At 73.6% G+C, this 15,652-nt stretch carries 20 protein-coding genes; 6 read left to right on the top strand and 14 right to left on the bottom strand.

Annotation, left to right across the window (positions count from 1 at the left end; all coding sequences use genetic code 11):
• Positions 1–154: 154 nt before the first annotated feature.
• From ACME2J_RS15860 to ACME2J_RS15870, 3 genes are read right to left on the bottom strand one after another with little or no spacing between them, the layout of a single operon-like run.
• On the bottom strand, positions 155–511 hold the full coding sequence (locus ACME2J_RS15860; protein WP_495545906.1) for a tRNA-binding protein: 357 nt from the start codon (positions 509–511) through the stop codon (positions 155–157).
• Positions 508–1,200, bottom strand: coding sequence for a hypothetical protein (locus ACME2J_RS15865; RefSeq protein ID WP_495545907.1), 693 nt, complete (start codon positions 1,198–1,200; stop codon positions 508–510). The genes ACME2J_RS15860 and ACME2J_RS15865 overlap by 4 nt, the downstream gene beginning before the upstream one ends.
• A gap of 42 nt (positions 1,201–1,242) precedes the next feature.
• A complete protein-coding gene (locus ACME2J_RS15870) occupies positions 1,243–1,764 on the bottom strand; it encodes a hypothetical protein (protein ID WP_495545908.1) in 522 nt (173 codons plus the stop codon).
• An 81-nt stretch (positions 1,765–1,845) separates the two neighbouring features.
• Here ACME2J_RS15870 and ACME2J_RS15875 point away from each other — a divergent pair, with 81 nt between their 5' ends.
• On the top strand, positions 1,846–2,091 hold the full coding sequence (locus ACME2J_RS15875) for a hypothetical protein (protein WP_495545909.1): 246 nt from the start codon (positions 1,846–1,848) through the stop codon (positions 2,089–2,091).
• Positions 2,092–2,152: 61 nt separating this feature from the next.
• Here the strand turns inward: ACME2J_RS15875 and ACME2J_RS15880 are convergent, their stop codons facing one another.
• The 3 genes from ACME2J_RS15880 to ACME2J_RS15890 are packed head-to-tail and all read right to left on the bottom strand — an operon-like array spanning position 2,153 to position 3,484.
• Positions 2,153–2,428, bottom strand: coding sequence for an Lrp/AsnC family transcriptional regulator (locus ACME2J_RS15880; protein ID WP_495545910.1), 276 nt, complete (start codon positions 2,426–2,428; stop codon positions 2,153–2,155).
• Positions 2,425–3,102, bottom strand: coding sequence for a metal-dependent hydrolase (locus ACME2J_RS15885; RefSeq protein ID WP_495545911.1), 678 nt, complete (start codon positions 3,100–3,102; stop codon positions 2,425–2,427). Before ACME2J_RS15885 ends, ACME2J_RS15880 begins: the two co-directional genes overlap by 4 nt.
• 1 nt (position 3,103) lies before the next feature.
• Complete coding sequence (locus ACME2J_RS15890) at positions 3,104–3,484, bottom strand: hypothetical protein (RefSeq protein WP_495545912.1); 381 nt, start codon at positions 3,482–3,484, stop codon at positions 3,104–3,106.
• Between the two features lie 76 nt (positions 3,485–3,560).
• On the opposite strand from ACME2J_RS15890, the gene ACME2J_RS15895 reads away from it, so the two are divergent.
• The gene (locus ACME2J_RS15895; RefSeq protein WP_495545913.1) at positions 3,561–5,099 is read left to right on the top strand and encodes a GAF domain-containing protein; all 1,539 of its coding nucleotides are present in this window, start codon (positions 3,561–3,563) and stop codon (positions 5,097–5,099) included.
• A gap of 12 nt (positions 5,100–5,111) precedes the next feature.
• On the opposite strand, the gene ACME2J_RS15900 is transcribed toward ACME2J_RS15895, so the two are convergent.
• From ACME2J_RS15900 to ACME2J_RS15910, 3 genes are all read right to left on the bottom strand, one after another.
• Positions 5,112–7,268, bottom strand: a complete 2,157-nt coding sequence (locus ACME2J_RS15900; RefSeq protein ID WP_495545914.1) for a phosphoinositide-specific phospholipase C-related protein — start codon at positions 7,266–7,268, stop codon at positions 5,112–5,114.
• A 65-nt stretch (positions 7,269–7,333) separates the two neighbouring features.
• Entirely contained in the window at positions 7,334–8,176 is an 843-nt protein-coding gene (locus ACME2J_RS15905; protein WP_495545915.1) for a rhomboid family intramembrane serine protease, read from the bottom strand.
• A 37-nt stretch (positions 8,177–8,213) separates the two neighbouring features.
• Positions 8,214–9,329: a carboxylate-amine ligase gene (locus ACME2J_RS15910; RefSeq protein WP_495545916.1), complete on the bottom strand. Its 1,116-nt coding sequence runs from the start codon at positions 9,327–9,329 to the stop codon at positions 8,214–8,216.
• Positions 9,330–9,397: 68 nt separating this feature from the next.
• Between ACME2J_RS15910 and ACME2J_RS15915 the strand changes: the two genes are divergently transcribed.
• The 3 genes from ACME2J_RS15915 to ACME2J_RS15925 all read left to right on the top strand — a co-directional run bounded on the left by ACME2J_RS15915 (position 9,398) and on the right by ACME2J_RS15925 (position 11,340).
• Positions 9,398–10,468 carry a class I fructose-bisphosphate aldolase gene (locus ACME2J_RS15915; protein WP_495545917.1) on the top strand — a complete coding sequence of 357 codons (1,071 nt, stop codon included), beginning with the start codon at positions 9,398–9,400 and terminating at the stop codon, positions 10,466–10,468.
• Positions 10,469–10,540: 72 nt separating this feature from the next.
• Positions 10,541–11,071: a thermonuclease family protein gene (locus ACME2J_RS15920; protein WP_495545918.1), complete on the top strand. Its 531-nt coding sequence runs from the start codon at positions 10,541–10,543 to the stop codon at positions 11,069–11,071.
• 29 nt (positions 11,072–11,100) lie between these two features.
• Positions 11,101–11,340: a hypothetical protein gene (locus ACME2J_RS15925; RefSeq protein WP_495545919.1), complete on the top strand. Its 240-nt coding sequence runs from the start codon at positions 11,101–11,103 to the stop codon at positions 11,338–11,340.
• 414 nt (positions 11,341–11,754) lie between these two features.
• On the opposite strand, the gene csrA is transcribed toward ACME2J_RS15925, so the two are convergent.
• Positions 11,755–12,006 carry a carbon storage regulator CsrA gene (gene csrA / locus ACME2J_RS15930; RefSeq protein WP_495545920.1) on the bottom strand — a complete coding sequence of 84 codons (252 nt, stop codon included), beginning with the start codon at positions 12,004–12,006 and terminating at the stop codon, positions 11,755–11,757.
• A gap of 136 nt (positions 12,007–12,142) precedes the next feature.
• On the opposite strand from csrA, the gene ACME2J_RS15935 reads away from it, so the two are divergent.
• Complete coding sequence (locus ACME2J_RS15935) at positions 12,143–12,703, top strand: hypothetical protein (protein WP_495545921.1); 561 nt, start codon at positions 12,143–12,145, stop codon at positions 12,701–12,703.
• An 18-nt stretch (positions 12,704–12,721) separates the two neighbouring features.
• Here ACME2J_RS15935 and ACME2J_RS15940 read toward each other — a convergent pair whose 3' ends face one another.
• The 4 genes from ACME2J_RS15940 to mazG form a co-directional block, all read right to left on the bottom strand.
• Positions 12,722–13,051 carry a hypothetical protein gene (locus ACME2J_RS15940; protein ID WP_495545922.1) on the bottom strand — a complete coding sequence of 110 codons (330 nt, stop codon included), beginning with the start codon at positions 13,049–13,051 and terminating at the stop codon, positions 12,722–12,724.
• A 41-nt stretch (positions 13,052–13,092) separates the two neighbouring features.
• On the bottom strand, positions 13,093–13,392 hold the full coding sequence (locus ACME2J_RS15945) for an FtsB family cell division protein (protein WP_495545923.1): 300 nt from the start codon (positions 13,390–13,392) through the stop codon (positions 13,093–13,095).
• Positions 13,393–13,490: 98 nt separating this feature from the next.
• Complete coding sequence (eno, locus tag ACME2J_RS15950) at positions 13,491–14,768, bottom strand: phosphopyruvate hydratase (protein WP_495545924.1); 1,278 nt, start codon at positions 14,766–14,768, stop codon at positions 13,491–13,493.
• Positions 14,769–14,810: 42 nt separating this feature from the next.
• On the bottom strand, positions 14,811–15,647 hold the full coding sequence (gene mazG / locus ACME2J_RS15955; protein ID WP_495545925.1) for a nucleoside triphosphate pyrophosphohydrolase: 837 nt from the start codon (positions 15,645–15,647) through the stop codon (positions 14,811–14,813).
• Positions 15,648–15,652: the final 5 nt, after the last annotated feature.

Here is a 15,652-nt window from a genome sequence, read left to right on the forward strand (position 1 = left end):
GGCCCCCGCACCCGCGCCCGAGCCCGAGCCGGGCTCGGCGGAGGAGACGCCGCCGCAGCCGACGCCGGCACCGCAGGAGCCCGAGGTCGACACGTCCACCGGCGCGACCGAGGACCCGGGCGGCGCCGAGGCGCCCTGAGCCGGGTTCTCGGGCTCAGCCGACCCGGTCGCCCGGTGCGGCGCCCCCGCCCGGCGCGAGGAGCGCGACCGAGCCGTCCGCGCGGTAGCTGCCCATGACGAGGCACTCCGACCGCACCGGACCGATCTGCTTCGGCGGGAAGTTCACGACGCCGATGACGAGCCGTCCCTCCAGCTCCTCGCGCGGGTAGTCGCGGATCTGGGCGCTCGAGCGCCGCACGCCGATCTCCGACCCGAAGTCGACGCGGAGCTTCCACGCCGGGCGCCGGGCCTCGGGGAAGTCCTCGACCTCGACGATGCGCCCGACGCGCATGTCGACCTTCGCGAAGTCCTCCCAGCCGATGAGGCCCGACTCCGTCGCCGGCTCGCTCACGGCCTCTCCGTGCCGAAGCGGAACGAGCGCAGCGGCGTCTTCAGCGGGCCGTTCCCGCCCACGGAGTCGGCGTTCGGGATCGCCTTCGAGCGTCCGTTGAGGAGGGTGACGTCGGCGATGACCCGCGGCCGGTTGATCGTCTCCTCGGTGTCGTCGGGGTCGTCGTAGAGGAGGAAGCGCTTCCCGTAGGCGGTCTCACCGGCGATCGTCGTCTGGAACACGATCTGGTACCCGGGGCTGTCGTTGATGCGCGCCTTCCCCTCACCGCGGAGGATGAAGTCGGGGTCGGCGGCGCGCTGCTGCGCGATGAGCCTCTCGGCGAAGAGCGGGACGAAGCCGGCGGCGTCGCCCTCGTAGGACGGCAGCCGCAGCTCGGCGACCGTGAACGCCATCGGCGTGCTCGCGTCGGCCGGCGTCTCGAGACGCAGCAGCTCGCGGCCCTCGGGGTCCACGCGGTCGAGGCGGGAGTCGTCGTAGACGAGGTTGAAGGGCGCCGAGGCGTCCTCGATGACGACGACCTCCCCGGCCGCCGCCTCGCGCTGGATCGCGCGCACGGCGAGCCCGATGACGAGCACGGCGGCGATGAGGGCGACGAGCAGGACGCGGACGCGGCGCGCCGGGCGGCCGGTGCGCGACGCGATGAGGTCCGGCAGCGTCGGGCCGAACTCGTCGCGGACGAGAGAGGGCACCCGGGGAGTGTAGGCGGGACGCGCCGGCGCGTCGCTGCCGGGTCAGTCCCCGTCCGGGCCGGCGCCGCGCACGACGACGAGACGCGCGTCGGTCGGCTGGCCGTCGACGGCGACGACGTACTCGCCCGGCTCGAGGCCCTCGAACTCGTTCGAGGCCCCGCCCCCGGCCGGCACCTCGAGCGTGATCGGCCCGCCGGGCGTCGAGATGCGAAGCGTGTGCTCGCGGCCGTCGGCGGAGTGGGCGGCGATCTGCAGCGTGAGGAACGCGGGGACCCGCACGCGCGCGGGATCGACGCGCGCGCCGTCGATCGTGAAGTCCGCGTCGATGACGGGCGCCTCGGCCGCGCCGGGGCCGATCTCGATCGTCGTGGAGCCCTCGGGCTCCACCGAGGCGGGCGGAGCCTCCTCGGCCTCGGGCGTCGTCGGAGCCGGCGTCGTCTCGGTCGCCTGCGTCTCGGACGTCCCGGCCGCCTCCGTGGTCGTCTCGGTCGTCGCCGGGACGGTCGCGGCGGTCCGCTCGTCGTCGCCGCACCCGGCGAGCAGCATCGACGAAGAGACGATCAAGGCCGCGAATGTGCGAAAGGTCACATTCCTTCGGCCGATCACCGGAACGACGATGGACCGACGACACGGACGGCATCGACGATGGACAAGCACTCTCATCTCTTCCACTATGACGCCAGGCGTCGACGGCTGTGGATCGCGGGACAGCGCTGCCATCACGGTGCGACGGGTGCGCTCCTGACCGGCCTCGCGGCGACCGGCGTCCTCGCCTCCCGCCTGCGCACGACCGGCCTCCTCGCGCTCGCCGCCACCGGCAGCGCGCTCATGTTCCACGACTGGCACGACCGTCGCATCTGGTTCGAGCGCGGCTGGCAGAACCAGCCGTAGGACCGCGACCGGCGGGCGCGCGTGCGCGCCCGCCGCCGTGGCCCGGGGCCGCCGACGCGGCCTACTCCCCGATCGAGAACATCGCGTCGAGGTCGTGGCGCGAGAAGACCTCGAAGGCGACCATCGTGTGGGTGCGCTTGACGCCCGGGATCTGGAGGAGACGGGTCGTCACGATCTCCGCGAGCTGCTCGGGGGCGTGGACGCGGACGATCGCGACGAAGTCCCACTCGCCCGTCACCGAGTAGGCCTCGGCGACGCCGTCGACGTCGGCGAGGGCCCCGCCGAGATCGGCGATCGCGTCGCGCTCGGCCTCGATGAGGACGATCGCGTGGGTCACGGGGACCAGGTCCCGCCCGGCTCGAGGACGACGACCTCGGCGTGGCCCGCCGCCTCGACGTCCGCCTTGAACGCAGCGGCGTCGGTCTCGACCGGCGGGAAGGTGTCGTAGTGGCACGGGATGACGGTCGTCGCGCCGACGAACTCGCACGCGACGACCGCGTCGTGGCGGTCCATCGTGTAGTGCCCGCCGATCGGCACGATCGCGACGTCGATGCGATCGCGGCGCTTCGGGAGCGCCAGGTCGCTGAAGAGGGCGGTGTCCCCGAGGTGGTAGACGACGATCCCGCCCATCGAGACGACGAGGCCGGCGGGCGTCGATACGGTGCCCTTCGGCGTCGTCGACGTGTGCCACGCCGGGGTCATGCGGCACCAGCCCCAGTCGTAGGTCGCGGTGCCGCCGATGTTCGTGTCGATGACCGAGACGCCCTCGTTCCCGAGCTCCTGCGCGATCTCGACGATCGCCTGGACCGTCGCCCCGGTGCGCTTCGCGATCGCGACGGCGTCCTCCGGGCCGTGGTCCTGGTGACCGTGGCTGAGCAGGATCGCGTCGGCCTCGACCTCGTCGGCCGACACCGCCCCCATCGGGTTGCCGGTGAGGAAGGGGTCGATGAGGACGGTGGTGCCCTCGTGATGCAGCGAGAACGCCGCGTGTCCGAGCCAGCGGATCTCCATGTCAGTCCTGCCTTTCGTCGGGGGGAACGTCGGTCGGGGAGGACGGGTCGCCTGCGTCCGCGGCCGCGCGCGCGAGCTCGCGGGCGAGCTCGAAGCCGACGGCGGCGCCGACGAGCATGCCGAGCCGCGTCTCCTCGGCGAGGAGCACCCGGACGGCGGTGAGGCGCTCTTCCGGATCTCCCTCGGCGACGGCCTTGCGGAGCTGGTCCTCGTGCGCGCCGCCGAACCACCCCCCCTCCTCGAGCGCGGCGGCGAGCACCCGCTGCAGCCCGGGAGCCGCGTGGGTGATCACCTCCTGCGCGTGGTCGAGGCGGCCGGGGTCGCTGAGCGCCGCGACGGCGGCGTCGACCTCCTCCGCGCTGTACCTGCGGTCGGCGTCCATCCGGCCTGAACATACAGAGGGGTCGTCGCCGACCCCGGTCGTTGACCCCGCGCGTCCGTCGGCGTAGCGTCGGCTCGTGTCCCCGCGCGCGCCGAATCCGTGGGTCGCGATCGACTCGGTGTCCGATCGCGTCGGTCGCGCGCGCGAGCTGCGCAGGGCGCACCAGGCCTTCCAGGAGCGCCACTCGACCGATGGGATCCGCGACGTCGTCGCCGCCTCCTGGGACCGTTCCGGGGCGGCCGGCATCGACCCCGAGCGCCACCTCGCGCCGATCGTCGCCGACGACCGCGAGCTCGACGAGCGGTGGGCGCGTCACCCGCTGCGGGAGGTCGTGCCCGTCCTGCGGGACCTCCTCGGGGCGGTGACGAGCGACGCCCGGCACATGATGGTCATCTGCGACGCCGACGGGGTCGTCCTCTGGCTCGAGGGGCACGAGGGGGTCATCGCCGCGACGGAGGAGATGCACTTCGTGCGCGGAGCGGACTGGAGCGAGTCGGGGGCCGGCACGAACGCCCTCGGGACGGCGCTCGCCCTCGATCATCCGGTGCAGATCTTCTCGGCCGAGCACTACAACCGCCGCGTCCATCCGTGGCAGTGCTCCGGGGCGCCGATCCACGACCCGGAGACCGGCGACATCATCGGGGTCGTCGACCTCACCGGCGGGCTGCGCACGGCGCACCCGCACACGCTCTCCCTCGTCACCGCCGCGGCGCAGATGGCGGAGGCCTACCTGCGCTCGCTCCGCGACGCGCGCGACGAGCGCCTCCGCGAGGCCTACCTCGCGCGGATCGCGGGCAGCGCGCAGCCGACGGCGCTCGCACGGACGACCGGGCGCGTCCTCACGGCCGTGCCGCACGACTGGGTCGGCACGCGGATCGACCTGCCGCGCGACGGCGGCGACATCGTCCTCCCGGACGGCACGACGGCGACGGCGGAGCCGATCGACGACGAGGCGGTCGTCCTCTGGCACCGGGCGGGGACCGGCGGCCGGCGGCGGACGTGCGACCTGCGCCTCGAGCTCCTCGGCTCCTCCCCGGCGGCGACGCTCCACGGGGAGCCGCTCGAGCTCTCGCGCCGCCACGCGGAGATCCTCTGCCTCCTCGCGCTCCAGCCGCGCGGGCTCACCGGCGCGCAGCTCACGCTCGAGCTGTACGGCGAGGAGGGCAACGCCGTCTCCGCCCGCGCCGAGCTCAGCCGCCTGCGGCGCGTCCTCGGCGACCTCGTCCTCGCCCGGCCCTACCGGCTCGTCGGCGACGTCGAGACGGATCTCGACGACGTCCGCGTGCTCATCGAGCGCGGCGGGACCGCCGAGGCGCTCGCCGCCTACGCCGGGCCGCTGCTGCCGTTCTCGTCGGTCCCGCTCGTCGTCGAGGCGCGCGAGCGGCTCCGGTTCGCCCTGCGGCGCGCGATCGTCGCGAGCGGGGACACGGACCTCCTCCAGCGCTGGTGCACGTCCCCGGCGGGGCGCGACGACCAGCCCGCAGCGGAGCTGCTCTTCAGCCTCCTGGCGCCGGACGACCCCGCCCGCGACGCGGCGGCCGCCCGCGTGCGGCGGCTGCGACGCCGCGCCGGCCACCCCGGAGCGCGCGGACCGGGAACCTCCGGCGGGCGGTGAGCGCCGCCGGGCTCAGGACTCCGCGGTCGGGCGGCTCTCCGGCGGACGCCGGTTGAGCTCGTCGACGACCTCCACGACGTCGCCGACGTCGAAGAAGTCGACCGCGATGACGTTCACGCGGCGCTCGCGCTCGCGCTCGCAGCGCGCGACCCGCGACCGGAGCGCAGGGGCCTGCGCCGCCTCGCGGTTCTCGCCGAGCGGCGGCGGGAAGCGGTCGATCCAGTGGTTGAGGACGAAGAGCGGGCTCGCGTCCGTGCCGCGGTTCTGGCGGCACGAGAAGTTCCCGGCGTCCCCGCTGATCGGAGTGTCGGTGACGACCTCGTACATCGGGTGGTACCAGTCGTACTCGCCACCCCCGCGCTCGGTGAGGACGACGATCCGGTCGCCGCGGCGGACGAGCTCGGCGAGAGTGGGGAGCGGCTCGCCCGGCTCGAGGACGGCGAGCGCGTCGAGGATCCCGGCCCGCCGGAAGGAGGAGGCGACGAGCTGCGGCGACACGCTCGGCTCGAGGGCGATGACGACGACGTCGCCCGGCCGGGTCCGCAGGAAGTCGCGGATCGCCCTCAGCTCCGGGACGAACGGCTCCGCCCCGAGCTCGCACAGCGAGTGGCAGAGGAAGACGTCGCGGCGACCCTCGACGTCGCCGAGCCCGAGCTTGCCGCCGAGGCGCTCCGCGGCGCGCACGGCCTGCGGGCTCAGCTGCACCGCGATGCGGTTGCGGTCGCTGCCGTCCGCCTCGAGGTCCGTCCGGACGCGTCCGCCGTCGCGGACCCCGTGGTGGGGATCGAGCATGAGGAAGCGGATGCCGGCCTCGAGCTGGTCGCGGATGCCGACCCGCTGGTTGGCGAAGAGCCACCCCGGCTCGAACGCCGCGGAGAAGGAGTTGTGGGTGCCGGCGAAGACGACCTCGTCGAGCCGGCGGTCGCAGAGCTCGACCATGCCGTTGCACCCGTCGGCGATCGCGTCGGCTCCCTCCTCGGGCGCGAGCGAGGACCGCGGCGGCGGCTCGCCGGTCGAGGCCCCGATGACCGCGCCCGCGCTCGCCGTCGCCACGAGGAGGACCGCCGCCGCCGTGAGCCAGGGCGACCGCGCGACGGCGCGCAGGCGACCGCCGGAGGGGTCCCGCGTGCGGTCCCGCTCGGCCGCGAGGTCACGCGTGAGCCGCTCCGGGAGCAGCATCGTGAGCTCGCCCGCGCCGAGGTAGATCGCCGTCCCGCCGAGGAGGAGCGCGAGGGCGACGACGACGCCGGCCGGCTGCCAGACGAGGAGGGCGCCGAGCCCGAGGAGCCCGATGCCCCGCGCCGCCCGGCCGGCCTTCCCGGTCGGGGCGGAGGCGCGATCGACGAGGGCGCGGGCCCGGGCGCCCGCGGTCGTCGCGGTGACGCGGCCGGCGGCGAGCGCGGCGACGAGCAGCCCCGCCGCGCCGGTCGCCAGGAGCCAGCCCCGCAGCTCGCCGAAGTACGTCTCCCACGCGGCGGTCGCCGCGGCGCGGACGTCCTCGTCGCCGAGCTCGCCCGGGGCCACGGCGCCCGACGAGAGCTCGCCCCTCCAGACGACGAGCGCCGCGACCGCGACGCCCGCGGCGACGGCGGTCCCGAGGCCGCTGCGCACGAGCGCGGCCCGCCGGTCGGCTGCGACCGCGACGCCGGCGAGGAGGAGCAGCAGGCCCGCCGGAGGGAGGACGAGGGCGGCCGTCCGCGCGCTCTCCCCGGCACGGGCGAGTCCCGCGAGGAGGCTCTCGTCCCGGAGGTCGACGATGTCGACGTCGACGGTGGTCGGCAGGCTCTTCGCGACGTCGGGCGCCGCCGCGCGGATCGCTGCGATCGCGAGCGTGCCGGCGTCGGCGATCGCGAACGAGACGTCGTCGTCGCGCGTGAAGAGGAGACGGTGGGTGTCGCGCGCGGCGACCGCGACGAGGTCGGCGAACGCCTCGGTCCCGACGAGCGCGTCGACGAGCGGGCGGACGAGGGGGCGTGCCGCGATGAGATCCGTCCCCCCCTCGTCGACGAGCCGGACGACGACCTGCTCGGCGACGAGGTCGCGCACCTCGTCGGAGCGCAGCGCGTCGGTCGCGTGGGAGACGAACGCCCCTTCGTCGACGACCTCCTCGCGGAGGTACGTCGCGAGGACGCCGACGACGAGGGTGAGGGCGCCGAGGACGGCGAGCACGCGGGAGGCGATGGCGCGCCGGGCGCCGCCGTCACGTGGCGGACCCTGGGCTCCCACGGGACGGGTCAGCGGTCGCGAGGCGCGACGCGGTCGAGCATGAGCCCGCAAGCGCCGCCGAGGAGCAGGCCGACGGCGGCGGCGATGCCGTTCGCGTCGGGCGTCGCGACGGGCATGAGGGCGAGCGCCGCGCCGATGACGAAGGCGCCGAGGAGGTCGGCGTCGTCATCGTCGTCGCCGGTCCGCTTGCGGGCCCTCATGACCGGGATCACCCATGCCGCGAGGAGGCCGAGGCCCGCCCCGACGCCGCCGAGCGCGACGGGGAAGTCCTCGAGGACGGCGGCGGCCGCCGTCCCCCCGACGCCGCACGCGGCGAAGAGCGCGAGGACGAGGACGGGGCCGTGGCGACGCTCGAGCGACCAGCCGAAGACGCCGATCGCGAGGACCGCCACGAACTGGTACCAGGCGTTGTCGTAGAGGAACGTCGTCGACGCGACCCGCCACCACTCTCCGTCGACGGGCCCGACGAGCGCGGCGTCGCCGCGCTCCATCGCCGCGAGGACGATCGCGCCGACGACCGAGATCGCGACGAGGACGATCGTGACGTTCGGCCGGCGGGTCTCGTCCTGCCCGAAGAGGTCGGAGTCGCGCTCGCGGCGACGCCGGCGGAAGCGGCCGCGCGTCCGCCGGGGCTCGGCGATCGACTCGAGCGAGGGGAGCTCCGGCTCGGGCTGGCGCACCTTCGCCTGCCGCGGCGCCTTCGGCTGCTTCGCCTCCCCGCCCTCGTCGCGCTCGATCTTCGGCGCGCGCTTGCGGAGCCGCTGCCCGCAGTAGGGACACTCGGTGATGTACGGGCTGACCTCGGAGCCGCAGCTCTTGCAGACGACGAAGAGATCGGGCGCGCCGCTCATCCTGTCTCGATTCTACGGACGCCGCCCGCCCGCGCGCTCACTCCGCCGGGATCGTCGCCGCGACGATCTCCGCCATCACCTCGCGGAGGTCGTGATTCGCCTCGTAGACGACGATCTGACGGGCTCCGCCGTTGCCGCGCTCGAGCAGGTCGGTGATGCCCTCGAGCTCGGCGGCGGAGCCGAGGTCCTCCGCGTGCGGGCGCAGCCGCTCGAGGAGGCGCCGGGCGAGCTCACGCGAGGGCACGCGCTCGTGGGAGGGCAGGTCGACGAGGTCGCCGTCGAGGCCGTGGCGCGCCGCGAGCCACTTGTTCTCGTCGAGCATCTGGTACGGGTAGTCGGCGAGGGTGGCGCCGGAGTCGTAGTGGTCGCAGAGCTCCTTCACCATCGCGTGGACGAGCGCCGCGAGGGCGAGGGTGTGCTCGACCCGCGTCTGGGCGTCGCACGCGCGGATCTCGACCGTCCCGAAGCGCGGGTGCGGGCGGACGTCGTACCAGAGGTACGTCTCGTCCTCCATCGTCCCGCTGCGCACCATGAAGTCGATCTCGCGGCAGTAGTGGTCCCAGTCGGCCCAGCGCGGCGGGATCCCGACGCGGGGGAAGGTCCGGAAGATCGGCGTGCGGGTCGACATGAGCCCGGTCTGGTCGGCGCGCCAGAACGGGGAGTTCGCCGAGAGCGCGAGGAGGATCGGGACGTGCACGCGCATCCCGTTGGCGACGTGGATCGCCTTGTCGGGGTCGTCGACCGCCACGTGGACGTGGAGGCCGAAGACGAGCTCCTGGCGGGCGACGTAGCGCAGAGCGCTGATGAGGTCGCGGTACCGGGGCCGCGCGACGATCCGCTGCTCCTCCCAGAGGGCATAGGGGTGGGTGCCGGCGGAGCCGATGAGGAGCCCGCGCGCCGCAGCGATCCGGCCGACCTTCGCGCGGAGCGCGCTGAGCTCCAGGGCGGCCTCCGCGGTGTCGCGGCAGGGCTTCGTGGCGATCTCGAGGACCGACTCCATGAGCTCGGGCTTGATCTCGCCCTCGCCGGCGTCGCCGAGGAGGGTCTCGATCGCGTTGACGAGCTCGAAGTTCTCCTCGTCGAGGATCATCAGCTCCTCTTCGATGCCGATCGTGAACGGCTCACGCCCGGCCGCGCTGAACGCGTGCTCCATGGGTCGGCACGGTACCCTGCGGCTGTCATCTGCGAACTCGGAGGCCCATAGGAATGTCCGTTGCTGCCATGTCGACCTCGCGCCTGGAGGAGCTTCTCGGCGCCGACGCCCGAAGCCTCCTCGAGCACCGCTGCACGACGATCGACTCCTCGCATCTCCACCTCCCCGGGCCGGACTTCATCGACCGCGTCTGGCAGGGGAGCGACCGCAACCCGCAGGTCCTGCGCAACCTCCAGCAGCTCCAGGGCTCGGGGCGCCTCGGGGGGACCGGGTACGTGTCGATCCTCCCCGTCGACCAGGGGATCGAGCACTCGGCGGGCGCGAGCTTCGCGCCGAACCCCATCTACTTCGACCCCGAGAACATCGTGAAGCTCGCGATCGAGGGCGGCTGCAACGCGGTCGCCTCGACGGTCGGGGTGCTCGGGTCGGTCTCGCGCAAGTACGCGCACAAGATCCCGTTCATCGTCAAGCTGAACCACAACGAGTTCATCAGCTACCCGAACGCCTACGACCAGATCGAGTTCGCGTCCGTGCGCAAGGCGTGGGAGCTCGGCGCCGCCGGCGTCGGGGCGACGATCTACTTCGGCTCGGACGAGTCGCGCCGCCAGCTCGTCGAGATCGCGCAGGCCTTCGAGGAGGCGCACGAGCTCGGCATGTTCACCGTCCTGTGGTGCTACCTGCGCAACAGCGCCTTCAAGAAGGACGGCACCGACTACCACGTGTCCGCCGACCTCACGGGCCAGGCGAACCACCTCGGCACGACGATCCAGGCCGACATCATCAAGCAGAAGCTGCCGGAGAACAACGGCGGCTACCCGGCGATGAACGAGAACGGCTCGTACGGCAAGACCCACAAGCTCGTCTACGAGAAGCTCACGACGGACAACCCGATCGACCTCACCCGGTACCAGGTGGCGAACTGCTACATGGGCCGCGCCGGCCTCATCAACTCGGGCGGCGCGTCGTCGGGCGAGAGCGATCTCGCCGAGGCCGTGACGACCGCGGTCGTCAACAAGCGCGCGGGCGGCATGGGCCTCATCTCCGGCCGCAAGGCGTTCCAGCGCCCGATGGACGAGGGCGTCGCGCTCCTCAACGCGATCCAGGACGTCTACCTCTCCCCCGAGGTGACGATCGCGTAGCGATCGCGCACGCACGGCCCGTCTCCTGCAACGGGCCGTGCGTCACGCCGCTGCGCGACCTACGGTGGCGGCATGGGTCTTCGCGGTCTCCTCGTCCTCCTCGTCGCCGTCGCCGTCCTCGCCGCCGCCGGCGGCGGCCTCGGTGGCATCGGCGACGGCGGCAGCGCGACCGCGCCCTCGTCTCCGCCGGGAGACGAGCTCGACGCGCGCGTGGTGCGCATCGTCGACGGCGACACGCTGAAGGTGCGCGTCGACGGGGCCGAGGACACGGTCCGGCTCACCGGCATCGACACGCCCGAGTCGAAGAAGCCCGGCACCCCGGTCGAGTGCTACGCCCTCGAGGCCGACCGGGAGCTGCGGCGACTCGCGGAGGGCGAGCGGGTCCGCCTCGTGCTCGATCGCGAGCCGCGCGACCGCTACGACCGCCTGCTGGCCTACGTCTACCGCGACCGCGACGACGTGTTCGTCAACGAGCGCCTCGTCCGCGGGGGATACGCCGAGACCCTGTCGATCGAGCCCAACACGCGCTTCGAGGAGCGCTTCGAGGAGGCCGAGAGCGCCGCGCGCGACGCCGGGCGCGGCCTCTGGGCAGCCTGCCGCTGACCGCCTCGCGTTGTAGCCTGCAAGCCAGCATGCGGATGCGGCAGACCATCGCCGACCTCGAGAAGCAGTTCTACGAGGAGGCGGAAGCTGATCGTCTGCGTCGCGAGGCTCTCGCGCGCAGCACGGAGATGCGCGCGCGCCGCCGCCAGCTCGACCGCACCCATCGCCACGGCAAGCTGCGCTTCGTCGGCCTCTGCCTCGTCCTCTTCCTCACGGCGGTCCTCGTCACCGCCGCGATGTTCGAGACGCTCTACCTCGTCATGGGCTAGCCCGCGGGCGGCGGCCCGCTCGGGCCGCCCCGCGCCACTCCCCCGCGGGCCCGCCACGGGCCCCTCTTTTCATGTCGACAGCCGACGGTGGCTGTCGAGATGCAAAGCGCGGCGGTTATCCGCGGCTGGACCCTCGACCACGACTCGAGGGTTCGTCGCGACCGCGACATCCCAGGCGTGGTAGGCGATGTCATGGTCGCCCGGAAGTCTCGACCCGAGGTCGAGAGTTGACGGAAGACCGCCCGGGTTCACAGAACGTCGCACGTCGGGCGCCAGCGTGCAGCCGCACGTCCTGTTGCAGACGTGTCGGATGGGACGCGGCGTGCAGCCGCGGCGCAGGCTCGCGCGAGCCCCACGGGGCCCGGCGTCGATGAGGCGAGTCGAGACGGCCGCGCCGCGGAGGCGCGGGCCGCGTCAGCTCTGGGTGGAGCCGTCCCCGAGCTTGGAGAGGGCGTCATCGACCTCGGCGGAGAAGCTCTGCTGGCGGCCCGCTTCGAGCGCCCGCTCCTCCTGGATCTCGAGGTAGACCTCCTTGCGGAAGACCGGGATGTCGCGCGGCGCCTGGATGCCGATGCGCACCTTCTCGCCCATGATCGAGAGCACCGACACCTCGATGTCGTCGCCGATCATGATGCTCTGGTTCGACTTGCGCGTGAGAACGAGCATGGGCGCTCGGGCCTCCCTTGGTCCCTGGCCGACTGAGCCACTCTGTCACGTGGACGTTCCCACCGCAAGCTCACCGCCGTCCAGGTTCCTGCGTCCGCCGTCGTCCCGGAGGGCTTTCCACTAGGTTTCCCCAGCAATGGCACGTCGATCGCTGCGCCCCCAGCTCAACCAGATCCGCACGTGGGTCCAGCAGGGCCGAACCGATGCGTGGATCGCGCACCAGCTCGAGGTCACCGTCCAGCAGATCCAGGCCTTCAAGCGCGAGAACGAGCTCGCGCCCGCCGAGGCGGAGGGCGAGGCTCCCGCGGTCGAGGAGGACGACGAGTTCGACCTCCGCGCCCAGGACGACGCCCGCATCGCCGCCGAGCTCGAGGCCGCCGAGGCCGAGCGCGCGAAGCGCGAGGCGGAGGAGAGGGAGAAGGCCAAGGACACGGACGACGAGGACTCCGACGAGGAGAAGCCGAAGCGCCGCAGCCGTCGCGGCGGCCGCGGCCGTCGCAAGAAGTCGGCCGGCCCCTACGAGGGGACGTTCGACCACGGCGAGGAGGGCTACGGCCTCTGGCTCGACCCTGCGGTCGCCGACGACCCCGTCTACGCCGAGCACTGGTCGGGCCACCGCCCGGTCGAGGTGAGCGTCGAGGAGGACCAGATCGTCATCCGCCGCGTCGGCGGCGACGACGAGGACGACGAGGACTGAACCGCCGCGGCGCGGCCGTCAGACGTCTCGGTCGAGGCGGCGGCCGCCCGCGTAGTCCGTCGCGTCCCGGACGTAGCGCGAGAAGGCGGCGTCGGCGACCGTCCTCTGGTCCCACGCCCACGGGGCCCCCGGGGCGACCGCGACCGCGATGTCGAAGCACCACGACGTCCCGGCGGCGTAGAGATCGGCGAGCTCGTCGGTCGTGAACGTGCTCCCGAGGCGCTTGCGCAGCTCGCCCACGAGGCGCTCGACGACGCGCTCCATCGCGATCCGCTCGGTCGGGTCGGCGGCCTCGAGCCTCCGCTCGCCCTCGCGCCACTGCATCGCCGCCGTCTCGAAGCCGCTCACCACGGCACCGTAGCGCGCGGCGACGCCTCGGCCGCCCCGCCTCAGTCGCCCGGAAGGCCCTTGATGACGTAGGAGCGCTCGCCGGGCCGCACCATGCCGAGCCGACGTGCCTCCAGCTCGAGCGACCGCGGATCCTCGAGCTGCTGCCGGCGCGCGCGGAGCCGGTCGTTCTCGGCGCGGAGCTCGCGGACCTCCTGCTGGCGCTTCGCCGACTCGCCCCGCGCCTCGACGTAGGACCGCGCGGGCCCGATGTAGAGGAACGCCAGGCCGACGAGGACGAGCAGGAGCGCCGCGCGGCTCACACGGTCGAGTCGGATGCCGGGACGGCGGCGCGCAGGCATGCTGTCCGGGAAGTTCGCCGTCGCCGAGGGGGCTCCTTCTCCTGCAAGCGCCCGCCCGGACGGACGGTCGACCGCTCGGCGCGGGCGGGCGGTGGGTCCTACGAGCGGAAGACGCTGCGGCCCGGGAACGTCGCGGCGTCGCCGAGCGCCTCCTCGATGCGGAGGAGCTGGTTGTACTTCGCGACCCGATCGGACCGCGACGGGGCACCCGTCTTGATCTGCCCGCAGCCGGTCGCGACGGCGAGGTCGGCGATCGTGACGTCCTCGGTCTCACCGGAGCGGTGCGACATCACCGCCGTGTAGCCGGCCTCGCGGGCGATCCGGATCGCCTCGAGCGTCTCGGAGAGCGTGCCGATCTGGTTCACCTTGATGAGGATCGAGTTGCCGACGCCCTTCTCGATGCCGCGGCGCAGGCGCTCCGGGTTCGTGACGAAGAGGTCGTCGCCGACGAGCTGCACGCGGTCGCCGATCTCGTCGGTGAGGACCTTCCAGCCCTCCCAGTCCTCCTCGTCCATCCCGTCCTCGATCGAGAGGATCGGGTACTTCCCGGCCATCTCGGCCCAGTAAGCGGCGAGCTGCTCGGCCGTGAGGGACCGGCCCTCGTGCTCGAGGTGGTAGAGCCCGTCGTCGCCGTGGACCTCGCTCGTCGCCGGATCGAGGGCGATCGCGACATCGGTCCCGGGCGCGTACCCGGCGGCCTCGATCCCGTCGACGAGCACCTGGAGGGCCTCCTCGTTGGAGCCGAGGTTGGGGGCGAAGCCGCCCTCGTCGCCGACCGCCGTCGCGAGACCGCGGTCGTGGAGGAGCTTCTTGAGCGCGTGGAAGACCTCGGCGCCGGTCCGCAGGCACGCGGAGAACGAGCCCGCGCCGCACGGCACGACCATGAACTCCTGGAAGTCGACGGAGTTGTCGGCGTGCGCGCCGCCGTTGAGGACGTTCATCATCGGGACCGGGAGCACGTTCGCCGACGGGCCGCCGAGATGCCGCCAGAGCGGCTGCCCGGCCTCCGCGGCCGCGGCGTGCGCCGCCGCCAGCGAGACGCCGAGGATCGCGTTCGCGCCGAGGCGGCTCTTGTTCGGCGTGCCGTCGAGATCGATGAGCGCGGCGTCGAGCCCGGCCTGGTCGGCGGCGTCGCGGCCGGCGACCGACCGGGCGATCTCGCCGTTGACGTTCGCGACGGCGCTCGTCACGCCCTTGCCGAGGTACGCGTCACCGCCGTCGCGCAGCTCGGTCGCCTCGAACTCGCCGGTCGACGCGCCGGACGGGACGGCGGCGCGGCCCCGCGCGCCCGAGTCGAGCGCGACCTCGACCTCGACGGTCGGGTTGCCGCGGCTGTCGAGGATCTGGCGGGCGTGGACGTCGGTGATCGCGCTCATGGGCGCGCATTCTGTCGAGGCGAGCGCCGCGGCGTCGGCTCGTCAGCCCTCGCGCAGGCGCGCGGCGGCGTAGTGCTGGAGCTGGCGCTCCGGCGGCAGCTCCTCCCACGTCTCCCCCGCCGCCGACGCCTCCGCCTCGGCCGCCTCGACGCGACCGCGGAACCGCCCCGCGGCGGCACGCAGCGCGAGCTCCGGGTCGACCTTCGCCTTGCGGGCGACGTTCACGGCGGCGAAGAGGACGTCGCCGATCTCGTGGAAGAGCGCGTCCCGCGCGGGCCCTCCCGGCGAGAAGTCCCCGCCGGCCGCCTCGACCGCCTCGGCGAGCTCGCCGAGCTCGGCCTCGACCGCGTGCAGGGGGACGCCCTCGAAGTCGAACCCGGTCGACGCCGCGCGGCGCTGGACCTTGCGCGCGAAGAGCGGGCCCGGGAGGTTCTCGGGCACCTCGCCGAAGATCCCCGGCTCGCGGCCCTCCTCGACGGCCTTGATGCGCTCCCAGTTCGCGAGCACCTCGCCGGAGCTGCCGGCGCGCGTCTCGCCGTCCGGGCCCGCGACGACGGAATCGATGTCGGGGAACACGTGCGGGTGGCGTCGCACGAGCTTGTCGTGGCAGTGCGTGGCGACGTCGGCGAGCGTCGCCACCCCGCGCTCCTCGAGGAGGAGCGAGAGGAAGTGCACCTGGAAGAGGACGTCCCCGAGCTCGTCGACGAGCTTGCGGTCGTCGCCCGCGTTCGCGGCGTCGGCGAGCTCGTAGGCCTCCTCGACGGTGTGCGGGACGATCGACCGCGCGTCCTGCTCGCGGTCCCACGGACACGCCTCGCGGAGCGTCCGCGTGAGGGCGTCGAGGCGGGCGAGCGCCTCCTGGATGCCGGAGTCGCTCACCCGCC

The sequence above is a fragment of the Paraconexibacter sp. genome, from assembly GCF_059438195.1.